Annotated in this window: 12 protein-coding genes; 7 read left to right on the forward strand and 5 right to left on the reverse strand. The window is 34.2% G+C overall.

Annotation, left to right across the window (positions count from 1 at the left end; all coding sequences use genetic code 11):
- Positions 1 to 5 precede the first annotated feature (5 nt).
- Positions 6 to 281: a hypothetical protein gene (locus LNP22_RS16845; protein WP_229974494.1), complete on the reverse strand. Its 276-nt coding sequence runs from the start codon at positions 279 to 281 to the stop codon at positions 6 to 8.
- Positions 278 to 412 carry a hypothetical protein gene (locus tag LNP22_RS18440; protein ID WP_255670659.1) on the reverse strand — a complete coding sequence of 45 codons (135 nt, stop codon included), beginning with the start codon at positions 410 to 412 and terminating at the stop codon, positions 278 to 280. The genes LNP22_RS16845 and LNP22_RS18440 overlap by 4 nt, the downstream gene beginning before the upstream one ends.
- A 230-nt stretch (positions 413 to 642) precedes the next feature.
- Here LNP22_RS18440 and LNP22_RS16850 point away from each other — a divergent pair, with 230 nt between their 5' ends.
- A complete protein-coding gene (locus LNP22_RS16850) occupies positions 643 to 1326 on the forward strand; it encodes a S24 family peptidase (protein ID WP_229974495.1) in 684 nt (227 codons plus the stop codon).
- A 295-nt stretch (positions 1327 to 1621) separates the two neighbouring features.
- Here the strand turns inward: LNP22_RS16850 and rho are convergent, their stop codons facing one another.
- The gene (rho, locus tag LNP22_RS16855; RefSeq protein WP_229974496.1) at positions 1622 to 3397 is read right to left on the reverse strand and encodes a transcription termination factor Rho; all 1776 of its coding nucleotides are present in this window, start codon (positions 3395 to 3397) and stop codon (positions 1622 to 1624) included.
- A gap of 187 nt (positions 3398 to 3584) precedes the next feature.
- Between rho and LNP22_RS16860 the strand changes: the two genes are divergently transcribed.
- The 3 genes from LNP22_RS16860 (at position 3585) to LNP22_RS16870 (ending at position 6577) form a co-directional block, all read left to right on the forward strand.
- On the forward strand, positions 3585 to 3995 hold the full coding sequence (locus LNP22_RS16860; protein WP_210668082.1) for a DUF4293 domain-containing protein: 411 nt from the start codon (positions 3585 to 3587) through the stop codon (positions 3993 to 3995).
- 160 nt (positions 3996 to 4155) lie between these two features.
- Entirely contained in the window at positions 4156 to 4818 is a 663-nt protein-coding gene (locus LNP22_RS16865) for a response regulator (protein WP_229974497.1), read from the forward strand.
- Positions 4819 to 4930: 112 nt separating this feature from the next.
- A complete protein-coding gene (locus LNP22_RS16870; RefSeq protein WP_229974498.1) occupies positions 4931 to 6577 on the forward strand; it encodes a tetratricopeptide repeat-containing sensor histidine kinase in 1647 nt (548 codons plus the stop codon).
- Here the strand turns inward: LNP22_RS16870 and LNP22_RS16875 are convergent.
- Both LNP22_RS16875 and LNP22_RS16880 read right to left on the reverse strand, forming a co-directional pair.
- Complete coding sequence (locus LNP22_RS16875) at positions 6574 to 7071, reverse strand: metallophosphoesterase family protein (protein WP_229974499.1); 498 nt, start codon at positions 7069 to 7071, stop codon at positions 6574 to 6576. The genes LNP22_RS16870 and LNP22_RS16875 overlap by 4 nt on opposite strands.
- A gap of 218 nt (positions 7072 to 7289) precedes the next feature.
- The gene (locus LNP22_RS16880) at positions 7290 to 9203 is read right to left on the reverse strand and encodes an SPFH domain-containing protein (protein ID WP_229974500.1); all 1914 of its coding nucleotides are present in this window, start codon (positions 9201 to 9203) and stop codon (positions 7290 to 7292) included.
- 765 nt (positions 9204 to 9968) lie between these two features.
- Between LNP22_RS16880 and truA the strand changes: the two genes are divergently transcribed.
- From truA to LNP22_RS16895, 3 genes are all read left to right on the forward strand, one after another.
- On the forward strand, positions 9969 to 10709 hold the full coding sequence (gene truA, locus LNP22_RS16885; protein ID WP_229974501.1) for a tRNA pseudouridine(38-40) synthase TruA: 741 nt from the start codon (positions 9969 to 9971) through the stop codon (positions 10707 to 10709).
- 147 nt (positions 10710 to 10856) lie between these two features.
- Complete coding sequence (locus LNP22_RS16890) at positions 10857 to 12611, forward strand: ABC transporter ATP-binding protein (RefSeq protein ID WP_229974502.1); 1755 nt, start codon at positions 10857 to 10859, stop codon at positions 12609 to 12611.
- A gap of 142 nt (positions 12612 to 12753) precedes the next feature.
- The gene (locus LNP22_RS16895; protein WP_229974503.1) at positions 12754 to 13338 is read left to right on the forward strand and encodes an NUMOD4 domain-containing protein; all 585 of its coding nucleotides are present in this window, start codon (positions 12754 to 12756) and stop codon (positions 13336 to 13338) included.
- The last annotated feature ends 57 nt before the right edge of the window (positions 13339 to 13395 follow it).

A 13395-nucleotide genomic window follows, 5' to 3' on the forward strand; every position in this document is an offset into this window, starting at 1 on the left:
TTGTGTTAGACGATGTCAATTAATTCTTTAAATGGATCTTCATAATAAGGTCTAAAACCATGAAGACAAGCCAGTTTCGAGATATTTTTTATTTTGCTTTCTATAGCTGGAGATACGGGACGCGGGAGAGCGGATTCATTTTCCATAATGTGCATCCATTGAAAACGTTCTTGATTAATACAAATTCTTTCTCCAGCTGTAAATGTTTTTGTTTTTTCAGAACAGAACTGTAGAGCCATATATAACAAGGCAATACGTTCTTCGATTTGTTTTTTACTCATGATTTTTTTTGTAAAGTGGTTCGTAATTTTTTTATGTCCGATTCTATTAAATTTCTTTCTGCACTATTTGGATTTTCAATTAGCCAGTTTTCAAGTTCTTGGATTTTCTCTTCAATTTGATCTGCTTTCATTTTATATAGTTAAGAGTTATTTTGTTACTATCTTATACTGGAGTGATTCTTAACATCTCTTTCAGTTAGCAATAATTTCATAATAAATTGTGTGTTTTTTTTAATGCCTTCAATTACAGTTATTTTTTTGCTTAAATATTTTCTTTTGTTTTTTTTATTTCTTTACTTTGCAAATATAATGTAAAATAATACATTAAAAAAATATTTAACGTAAAAAAATACATCTTTTTATGGGGTCAACTGAAAGAACAAAACAATACCTTGACTACAAAGGAATTACTAAATACAAATTTTGCAACGACCTAGGCTTTTCTAATAAATTTCTAGACAACAGTAGTAACATGGGAACAGACAAAGCGTGTAAAATTTTACATTATTTCCCCGAGTTAAATTCAGAATGGTTGCTTACAGGAAATGGCCCAATGTTAAAAGAGAACACCACAGATGTTGTAGTAATGAATACCAACCGAAAGACTATCGACTCTATACATTTAAATCAGGAAATTCCGCTTTATGACCTTGAAGCTGTTGCGGGTTTGAAAGAGTTATTTAAGAGCGGAAAACCGCAAAGAGTACTAGATACTATAAAGATTCCGAACCTTCCAAAATGTGACGGAGCTATTTCTGTAACAGGTGACAGTATGTATCCCTTACTGAAATCAGGAGACATTATTTTATATAAAGAAACTGAATTTGAAAATATCTTTTTTGGAGAAATGTATCTTTTAAGTGTAAAACTAAATGATTGGGAAGAATATATTACGGTCAAATATGTTCAGAAATCAGACCAGGGACAGGAATTTGTGAGACTCGTAAGCCAGAATTCGCATCATCAACCTAAAGACATTCACATTTCACAGATTTCTGCATTAGCACTTATAAAAGCGAGTATTCGTATCAACACTATGATGTAAACCTTATTAATAAATAGGTTTTTATCAAGAATGTACCCTATAGAGTTTTATTGAGGTAACCGATTTCTAACTCAGACTTCGTTTTTTGTACACAAATAGTATAAACAGCAAAACATAATTGATTTTCCTTGAATTTATTTTATTGAAATAGAAAAGCCCGATACAGTATCGGGCTCATCTTAATCAAATTCAGTTATAATATTGGCTAAATTTTGGCTGCATTCTAAAATTTAGTCATATTATATTATTTTAATGTAAGGCTTCAAAATTCTATTTTCAAAACCTCATCTGGCAATTAATCATTCATAGAGATCAAAAACTCTTCGTTGTTTCTGGTCTTCTTAAAACGATCATTTACAAAATCCATTGATTCTACAGGGTTCATATCAGAAAGATATTTACGCATAATCCACATTCTTTGTAATGTTTTTTCGTCTAAAAGCAAATCGTCACGACGTGTACTTGATGATGTAAGATCGATTGCAGGAAAAATACGTTTGTTGGCAATTTTTCGATCCAGCTGAAGCTCCATATTACCGGTTCCTTTAAATTCTTCAAAGATTACCTCATCCATTTTAGAACCAGTTTCTGTCAATGCCGTTGCGATAATGCTTAAAGATCCTCCATTTTCTACATTTCGAGCAGCTCCAAAAAATCTTTTTGGTTTTTGCAATGCATTAGCATCCACACCACCACTCAAAACTTTTCCAGATGCTGGCTGAACGGTATTATAAGCTCGTGCCAAACGTGTAATCGAATCTAACAAAATCACCACATCATGACCACATTCAACCAAACGTTTTGCCTTTTCAAGCACGATGTTAGCAATTTTTACGTGTTCTTGAGGTTCTCTGTCAAAAGTCGAAGCAATAACTTCACCACGTACACTACGTTGCATATCGGTCACCTCCTCAGGACGCTCATCAATGAGTAACACGATCAAATATACCTCTGGGTGATTGGCGGCAATGGCGTTGGCAATATCTTTCAACAACATTGTTTTACCCGTTTTCGGTTGTGCGACTATCATACCACGCTGCCCTTTTCCGATTGGTGAAAACAAATCGATAATACGAGTAGAAACCGAACTTCCTTTTTCTGCCAATTTGAATTTTTCTGAAGGAAATACAGGAGTTAAATGTTCAAAAGAAACTCTGTCACGAACAACTTGGGGATCATGACCATTGATTTTTAGTACACGAACTAAAGGAAAGAATTTTTCTCCTTCTTTTGGAGGGCGAACCACTCCTTTTACAGTATCGCCGGTTTTAAGGCCAAACAATCTAATTTGTGAAGTCGATAAATAAATATCATCCGGAGATGCTAAATAATTATAATCTGATGAACGTAAAAAACCATATCCGTCTGGCATCATTTCTAGAACACCTTCACTTTCAATAATTCCGTCAAATTCAAAGTCTGAATCTCTAAAATTATTCTTTTTGTTTTTATGATTTGGATTTTGGTTACCGTTATTCCCGTTTTGATTTGGATTTTGATTCGGGTTTTGGTTTGGATTTTTATTTTGGTTTGGATTAACCTTTTTTCCTATAACCGGAGCTTCTGTTTTTTCGGCAGTTGGAGTTTCTGCTACTACATCTCCTTCAGAAATTATTTCTTTTGAGATTTCTTTTTCTTTCTGCAAAGCAACTTTTTTCTCGTAAGCAGATTTACTAAATTTTACAATTTTTGGTCCTTTTTTCTCTTCAGCCTTTTTTTCTACAATCTGCTCTGAGTCTGCTTTTGGTTGAATCTTTGTTTCAGAAACAACTTCTTTTTCTACGTTCGCAGGAGCTTCAGCAACTTGGTCAAATTCAAGAACGGGATTGTTTTTACTAATGGCTGCTTTTTTTATAGGAGCTATTCTCGTTCTTTTTGGTTTATCATCATCTCCTTTTTCAATATCTATCACAGCATTCGCCTGAGGCGCTACAGAAGACTCTTGATGTGCTAAGATCTGACTGATTAAAGTATCTTTTTTGACACCATTAAACTTAATTGTTTTAGCTAACTTAGCTATTTCTTGAAGCTCAGAAAGCTTCATTTCTTTTAATGCAGAAATATCAAACATGAATGTTCTATGAATTTAATTATTTTTAAGGAAATATTGTAAAAAAGAATAGGTAGATATTTTTTTTTTGAATTGACCGCAGTATGAAGTGCTTACGGTATTATAATGCAATAATACGAATAAAATTTTATCATACAATAGTATTTATAAAAAAGAAAATATATTTTTGTAAAACAATTTTCAAAAGATGATACAAAGAATTCAAACCGTATATTTACTCCTTACCTTTTTAATTACTGGGGTTTTACTGTTTTTTATACCGCTCTGGACATCAAACACAGGGAAATCTTTCTATTTTATGCAAGATCAATTGTATACTATATTATTAGGTTTAAGTACGATGCTTACCATAGTAAGTATTATTTCATACAAAAAAAGACAAAATCAGTTTGTTTTGGGCAGACTAAATATAATTTTAAATTTAATTTTATTAGGATTGTTTGTATATCGATCACTAAATCTATCTGGAGAAACTCAGGTTTCTGAGAAAGGTATTGGGATGTTTCTACCAATTGTTGCTATCGTATTATTAGTCTTGGCTAATAAGGCCATCAAGAAGGATGAAGATCTTGTAAAATCTGTCGATCGTTTGAGATAAACCTATAAACTTAATTTATTTGTGCGAAGAGAACCCGGATTTTAATTCGGGTTTTTTTGTTAATAAAGCCAAGTAAATCGCGCTTTAATTGATTAAAGGCAAGTCATTTACATTTTGTACAAAATAATTTTATAAATTTGATTACAAATACTTCGATAAGATGAAAGAAAAAATACGCATTCACTTAGCAGATGATCATCAGGTTTTAATTGATGGCTTGACAAATTTGCTCAATACAGTCGAGGAATTTGAAGTAGCCGGAACTTCATTAGATGGAGAAAATATTTTTGAAGACGTTACAAAAAACAATGCCGAGATATTAATTCTCGACATTAGTATGCCTAAAAAAGACGGAATTGAAGTGCTGAAAGAATTTCATCAAAAAGGATTTCCCTGCAAAGTCATTATTCTATCCAGTTATGATGATTTGAAAATTATAAAAGAAGTTATGAAACTCGGAGCCAACGGCTATTTGACTAAAAAATGTGCCGGAGAAAATATTATTGAAGCCATTGAAATAGTACATCTTGGCCAAGAATATTTTGATGACTCTGTACGCGAAAAAATATTCAATACTTTTACCGAAAACAATCCAAAACTAAACAAATCAATCATTCAGGAAGACAAGATACTAAGTGCCCGAGAACTAGAAATAATCACTTTAATATCGCTAGAATACAGCGGAAAAGAAATTAGTGAACAGCTTTTCATTAGTACCAACACGGTGGAAACACATCGAAAAAACATCATGAAAAAGCTAAAAACCAAGAACACAATCGGACTCGTAAAATATGCTATAAAAAACAATTTGATCAAGTCTTAATTGAACCATACAAAAACCGAAAAAACTAAATGCCTTTTAAAAATATTTCTTAACTTCAGCTATAAACATGTCAATTTTTCGTTTTTTGATATTTCTGTCAATATTTATACAAATGAATTTTATTTGTGTATTTGGGCAAGAAAAAATTCCATCTCAGGAGGAGCTTAAGAAACTTTCTTATGAGGCTGGAAAGAATTATGAAGATGGTTTTTTAGAAAAATCATTAATTCAGGCAAGGAAACTGCTAAGTTTTGCAATTTTATCCAAAAATTACAGTATCGCAGCAGAGGCTTACAATACAATTGCGGCAAATTTTGATGAACTGGAAGAATCCGAAAAAGCTTTTTTTTATTATAACAAAAGTCTCTATTTTGCAGAAAAATCGAACAATGAAAGACTTAAAAAACTTGTTTATAATAATCTGGGAAATATTTATTGCTTTGATAAAAAACAGTATAAAAAAGGAATATTATACTACGAAAAGTCACTTAATATTAGCTTAAAGCAAAAGGATAATTACCAAGTAAATTTTACCAAACTCAATATCACATGGGCTTATTTTGATATTGGAGATTACAAGAGCGGCTACCCTTACCTAAAAGCCATAAACAACTATTACACTACAAAAAAAGAACCCTCTATTTATGTCGCGCTAAACATGCTCAATGGTATGTATTGTAGTTATTCTGAAGAAAATGATAAAGCCAGACAATACTTTCAGGAAGCAATAAAAGCAGGACTTCAAGGCAGTGAAAAAACAGATTTATGTTTTGCTTATGAAGAATATTCTAAATTTTTAAATAAAATTGAAGATTATAAAAACGCTTACAGTAACTTAAATGCATACAAAAAGTTAGATGAAGAGTTACGCTCTGAAGAAAAATTAAAAAAAATAAAAATTGCCGGAATTGATCTTGAACTGGATGAATACAAAAGAGAGCTTGAAAAAATAGACAAATTATACAAAACCAAGCAGCAACTTTTTAAGGCTGAGCAAAACCGAAATAAAAAAATTGTTAGTGTTGTAATTTTGCTTTTTGTTATCATTGTCATCTTGTTTTACTTTTTGTATCAAAATGCTCGATTAAGACAAAAAAACAAACTTAAAGACATACAAAGAAACATACAGCTCAATATTATCAATGCCAGTATTGACGGTCAGGAATTAGAGCGAAAAAAAATCGCTTCTTTTTTGCACGATAACGTAAGTGCGATGTTATCATCGGCTGGTTTACATTTAAATGCTTATTCATCACAAACAGATACAGAATCTGAGGAAATTGCAAAAACAAAGGCCATACTAGAAAACGCACATGACAGTGTTCGTGACTTGTCTCATGAGCTTTTGCCGGCGTTGTTGGTTCGTTTTGGATTATTATTTTCAGTTGAGGATTTATGCGAAAGAAATTCAAACTCCACACTTCACTTTGAATTTTCTAGTAACGTTTCGCTAAAAAAAAGATACAACGAACGTTTTGAAATAAGAGTTTATTTTATCATTTCGGAGCTTCTAAATAATATTGTAAAGCACAGCACGGCTCAAAATGCAAAAGTAATTTTGAATGAAATAAATGATCGGTTAATTGTAACCGTTTATGATAACGGAAATGGTTTTGATGCAAAAAAACTGGATTCAGTTGAAGGATTTGGTTTAAACAGGATAAGAGCAAGAATCAAGAAACTAAGAGGCACCTTTGCTATCAAATCTATCGAAAATGAAGGAACCACGGTGGTCATAAAAGTTCCTATTTCGCATTAAGCCTTCTTTTCGATTTCGATAATCTCCAAATCTTTTATTTTATCGTTATCAATGACAAACCTCAACATTGTTCTCACTTGATGGAAGCCACTTTTTCCTGCAGCACCTGGGTTCATGTGAAGTAAATTGTGCTTTTTATCAAACATTACTTTTAAAATATGCGAATGACCACAAATAAACAATTGTGGCGGATTTTTTTGCATTTCTTCTCTAATTGCCGGATTGTATTTCCCGGGATAACCGCCAATATGTGTGATCCAGACTGAAACATTTTCACATAAAAACCTGTTGTGTAAGGGAAATTCTAATCGTGCCTGAGCATCATCAATATTGCCATAAACACATCGTAAAGGTTTTAGTTTTTTAATGGTATCTGTCACGATCAAGTCGCCTATATCGCCAGCGTGCCAAACCTCATCGGCCAGAGCAACATACTTCAAAATAGTATCATCAATATGACTGTGCGTATCAGAAAGGAGGAGAATTTTTTTCAATTTTTTTGAGGGGTAAAGGTTCAGAGGTGCAAAGGTACAAAGGTTTTCTTTAAAGATGCTAAGGTTCTAAGACACTAAGTTGCTAAGTTTTTTAATACAAAATCCGATCGCTTTCGCAAATCGGATTTTCATATTTAAGGTTAGACACACTGCTGTGCGCCTCTATGTTAACGTTATCTTTTATTTCACATCTAACGTTTTACATTGTACAATAATTACTATTTCTTAGGATTTTTTGTCTCTTTGGAATCTTTTGTATCCATCATTTCCATTAGTTTCAGACCTAACAAACCACTGATAGAACCATCAGAGCCACCATTGCCCGAAATTAAAACATCTGGAATCACTTTGATGTTTCCTTTACCAATTTCCTCGGTTACTTTATAACGAGTAAAATTATCGCCGCCCATTGCACTTACCTGCAACTGATATGATTCTGCAGTAGATTTACCAATTGCCATGATTTTTTCGGCTTCAGCCAAACCCGTTTTCGAAATTCTTTCGGCCTCTGCACTTGCGTTTAATTTTGTTGCTTCGGCTTGTGCTCCTGCTCGTGCTTTTGTTGCTTCAGCTTCAGCATTTGCACGCATTTTGGTAGCTTCGGCTTCAGCGTTTACATTCAGTTTTAAACTGGTTGCGTCTCCTTCTGCTTTTTTTACAGTCGCATCGGCGGTACGCTGAGCAATTTCTACACTTTGCGAAGCTCGTACAATTTCTTTTTGCATGTCGGCAATAGCAGTTTCTTTCTCCATTCCCTGACGTTGTTCTTGCGCCATTTTTTGCGTTTGGTAGGTCTTTTGCTCCTCCTCTGCCAATTTTCTGTCTGTCAAAGTTTTCATTAACGAATCTGGCGGAACAATATCACCGATCAAAGTATCAACAGCATTCACATTATATTCGTCAAGAACTACTTTAATATGATTTTTGGCAGATTCCTGACGTTCTTTCCTTGTACTCAAAAACGAAATAACATCACTTTCCTGAGCAGAATTTCTAAAATAGTTACCAATAGTAGGCTCTAAAACCTGAGAAACGAGGTTGGTCATGCTTCCAAAACGGGCAATAACTTTTGGGGCTTCATTGGCAGGAACATGAATAATCTGTGATACATCCAGATTAAATGGAAAACCATCCTTAGAACGAACAGTGATGGTCGATAAATTATGATCTAAATTGTGAGACTCACTGCGTGCATCAGCCCAATTTAGAACCAAATTGGTTGTAGGAACAGATTCCAGTTTAGTTGTATATTTATTCAGAGCATATTTTCCAGGCCCAAGAGGTTCCATCCAAACACCGCGTTGTCCTTTTGATACAATATTTCCATGTTTGAAATGCTCTCCGGTTACATCTAACCCGTCTTCACCAATGTACGAAATAACGACACCCACATATCCAATTGGCACATCGGTCATTGGATTTTGCTCAATTTGAATTGCCCAAGTATTAATGTAGTAAGAACCTGCCAACATTACCTGAGGCTGTAAACCTCTGTTTCCGCCAAGATTTAAGAACTCATCACAATCCTGAAAATTATTGTGTCCTTCTACATATTTACCTGCAATCTGACCAATCGGTATTGGTTCACCGTCAAGAGCTGTTACGATACCGATCATATTTTCGAAAATCTTGATTTGTTCTACAATCACGATTTCAAAAAGAAACGTATTGATACGGTACGAACCTGTAGTAATAAAAGCGGTTTGGCGTCCTTTTTGCCCTCCATTATCCAGGAAAGCCTTAGCATCCTGAAAGTTGTCACTGGTAACTTTTCGGGCCAGAATCCGTCCTGTTGGAATTTCTTTTCCGTCCTTACTTAAAACAAGTCCAATTTTACCTTCCGGTACAATAGTAAAACCTGACATATCTATTGAATATTGCCAGATCCACATTCCCCAGTACAAACCAGGAGCAAGTGTTTGTGCCTGATAACCAGCCTCCCCTTTTGTTGCAATAATACGGCCATCTGGAAGCGACCTGTCTGCACCAAACAAAACGAATTTTTTGGTCACCAAACCAATTTTATCCTCGGGAACAATGACCATTCCGAAGAAAACACGTAAAATAAATTTGTAAAAAATAATGGAGAATAATATCAAGATTATCCACCAATAAGAAGTAATTTCACTCATAGTTTTTGTTATTTGAACTACAAAATTAATAGAAATATTTCCTGTTAAAATGAAAAATAAATAAAATTAACAATTCGATATTTTTTCAAAAAAAATTGAAAATTAGCCCGAAACTAAATCGTTAGAATTGTCATTTTCTGACACGATTTTTTGCTTTGTCAACTATGATTGGTATTTTGGGTTTTAACAATTCTTTTTTAAGATTCTGAGATTCTAAGAAGCTAAGTTTCTAAGCTTTCATTTCTAAAATTTAAAGTTAAGAGTTAGAAAGTTTTCTACGGAGGCATACTGCAAGCTTAACCTCTACATTATTATAATTTAAAAAACTCAGAAGCTTAACAACTCAGAACCTTAGTAACTTCAAAAAAAACCTTTGTACCTTTCCACTCTGAACCTTCCTCTAAATAAAAGAAAAAAACTCAGAACCTTAGTACCTCCAAAAAAACCTTTCTACCTTTTCCACTCTGAACCTTCCTCTAAATAAAAGAAAAAAACTCACAACCTTAGCAGCTCAGAACCTTAGTAACTTCAAAAAAAAACCTTTGCACCTTTGCCACTCTGAATCTTCCTCTAAATAAAAGAAAAAAAACTCACAACCTTAGCAGCTCAGAACCTTAGTACCTTCAAAAAAAAACCTTTACACCTTTGCCACTCTTAACCTTCCTCTAAATAAAACAAAAAAACTCAGAACCTTAGCAGCTCAGAACCTTAGTAACTTCAAAAAACCTTTGTACCTTTGTCACTCTGAACCTTTGAACCTTTACTTTGAGATATTTTATTCGATTTGCATATAACGGAACCCATTATCATGGTTGGCAATTTCAGCCCAACGCAGCCTCTGTTCAGGAAACTTTAAACAAAGCACTTTCGATTTTGCTGCATGCTCCTATTAATGCAATGGGAGCTGGAAGAACAGACACAGGTGTCCATGCACAGGAAATGTATGCCCATTTTGATTTTGAAACTTCTATCGATATTCCGAATCTTATACACAAACTCAATTCGTATTTGCCAAAAGACATTGCTATTTTTGATATTATGCCTGTTCACGATGAAGCACATTGCCGATTTGATGCAACCAAAAGAACGTACGAATACCACATTAATACGGTTAAAAATCCGTTCTTGGCAGAATTGAGCTGGTATTTTAATCGAAATTTAGACGTAGATTTGATGAATCAGGCAGCCAGAATTTTGATGGAACACACCAATTTTCAATGTTTTTCGAAAGTAAATACCGATGTAAATACTTTTGATTGCACTATTTTTGAGGCGTACTGGGAAATTAAAAATGATAATTTGGTTTTTACAATTTCGGCCAATCGTTTTTTACGAAATATGGTTCGCGCCATTGTGGGAACGCTTATTAATATTGGTTTGCATAAAATTACTTTGACCGATTTTGAAAACATCATTATCAGTAAAAGCAGAGAAAAAGCAGGTTTTTCGGTTCCGGCACACGGATTATATTTAACTAAAATTGATTACGATTACATCATAAAATAGCCCTGATTGCAGTGAAAAGCTTTTTTGAAAAAAATATAGTTTTTGTGATTTTTATGAAGCGACCAGCGGAAGCTTTATAAAAATAAAACAAAAACATATTTTTGAAAAAAACTTGTAACGAAAAGCAGGAATTAGCTCCTAAAATAAATGAAAGCAAAAGCATTTGATACCCGATTATTTAAACGAATATTACAATATACCAAACCTTATAAATGGCGTTATTATGGCGTGATTGCCTTTGCAGTTTCGTTATCTGTTTTTGCTGCGCTTCGCCCTTATTTGCTAAAACAAACGGTTGACGGCTACATCAAGACGCATGACAAACACGGACTTTTAATGTACATTATTTTGATGGGCGTAGTTCTTTTATGCGAGGTTTTCTCTCAGTTTTATTTTGTTTATTGGGCCAACTGGCTCGGGCAGGATATTGTAAAAGACATTCGTACCAAACTTTTTAAGCATATTTTGAGTTTTAGAATGAAGTATTTTGACCTAGTTCCGGTGGGACAATTGGTTACGCGATCGGTCTCGGATATTGAGTCGATTGCACGAATTTTCAGCCAAGGTTTGTTTATGATTATCAGTGACTTGATGAAAATGCTTGTCGTATTGATTTTTATGTTTTACATGAATTGGAAACTGACTTGGATTGTCGTGGTTGCCATGCCTATTTTGGTGTACATTACGAGAATTTTTCAGCGAAAAATGCAAGTTGCTTTTGAAGAAGTGCGAACACAAATTGCCAACATGAACTCTTTTGTGCAGGAGCGCGTGACAGGAATGAAGATTGTGCAGCTTTTTAACCGTGAAAAAATTGAAGCCGAAAATTTTAGAAATATCAACGATAAACACCGTGTGGCTTGGATAAAAACGATTTTGTATAACTCTATATTTTTTCCAATTGCTGATATAATTTCTTCGATAACATTAGGATTGGTAGTAGTTTATGGCGGTTTTAGAATTTTGAATGGCGATCATTTTACGACTTTTGGAGATTTATTTTCGTATACGATGTTCATCGGAATGTTGTTTAACCCGTTGCGACAAATTGCAGATAAATTTAATGAGATGCAACTCGGAATGATTGCTGCCAATCGTGTTTTTGACATAATAGACACACAAGATCATATACAAGACACCGGAACTCTTGAAGCTCCTACTTTTAATGGAAGCATCGAGTTTAAGGAAGTCCGTTTTAGTTATATTCCCGAAGAGGAAGTTATCAAAGGAATCGATTTATCTGTTGATGCCGGGCAGACTATTGCTATTGTAGGTTCTACAGGAGCAGGAAAATCGACGATTATTAACTTGCTGAATCGTTTTTACGAAATCAATAGCGGAACCATTTTTATTGACGGTCAAAATATTGAAAACTATACTTTGGCTTCTTTGAGAAAGCAAATTGCCGTGGTTTTGCAGGACGTTTTTTTGTTTGCCGATACGATTTACAACAACATCACTTTGCACAATCCTGAGATCACGCGCGAGCAGGTTCTAGATGCAGCCAAAAAAATTGGCGTACACGATTTTATCATGAGTTTGCCCGATAATTATGATTTTGATGTAAAAGAGCGTGGGGTGATGCTTTCGTCTGGACAGCGTCAGTTAATCGCGTTTTTGCGCTCGTATGTGAGCAACCCGAGTATATTGATTCTGGATGAAGCCACTTCATCTATTGACACCTATTCTGAAGAACTGATTCAGCGTGCCACCGAAACGATTACCAAAGGCAGAACCTCGATTATCATTGCGCACCGATTGGCAACAATAGTTAATGCCGATAAGATTGTAGTAATGGATAAAGGATTGATTGTAGAGCAAGGAACACATCAAGAATTGCTGAATAAAGCAGATGGCTATTACAAAAACTTGTATGATTCTCAATTTTCGGTTGCAACATAGTTCTACAAATGCTAAAAAAGTTCTTAAAAAAGTTAAATTAGCGTTATAAGAATCATAAAACTACCACTTGGTGGTCCGTAAAATGGCATTCCTTTTTTTTGAATTATTTATCTTTGAGAGACTAATTCAAATGAAAAAGAAAATGCCACAAACTAGATTTTATCCGAACGAAGAATTCAAAGAAATAGAAATAAACGCCTCACTACAATTGCGATACGCCATTTCGAACAAAGGCCGATTGATAAGCTTTACAGACGAAATGCAAAACGGACGGCTCTTAAAAGGCGGTTTGAGTGATGGGTATCCTACTTTTAGATTTAAGGTTAAAAAAGATGACAAAATTGTCAATAAATATCTTTTTTTATACAAATTAGTCGCCGAATACTTTATTCCAAAAACCTCTGAAGAACAAACGTACGTGTTGCATTTAGATTACAACAGAAGCAACGATGACGTTAATAATTTACGCTGGGCCACAAAAGCCGAAATGATGGCGCACAGTCGCAAGAGTCCGCGTGTGATTCAGGCAAAAAAAAACCTCATCGAACACAACTTAAAAGCAGACGGAAGAAAATTAACCACTACCAAAGTGATGTTGATCAAGAAAATTTTGGCACGACCTGAACAAAAAACACGTTTAAAAATGATTGCAAAACAATTCGGCGTAAGCGAAATGCAAATCAGACGCATTGCCAGTGGTGAAAACTGGGGACATGTAAAGGTTTAATTTGTAAAATGTAAAAAAGTAAAATGTAAAAAGTGAGATGAGAGATATTGACAGGTA

The organism is Flavobacterium flavipigmentatum, assembly GCF_020911905.1.
Taxonomy (GTDB): domain Bacteria; phylum Bacteroidota; class Bacteroidia; order Flavobacteriales; family Flavobacteriaceae; genus Flavobacterium; species Flavobacterium flavipigmentatum.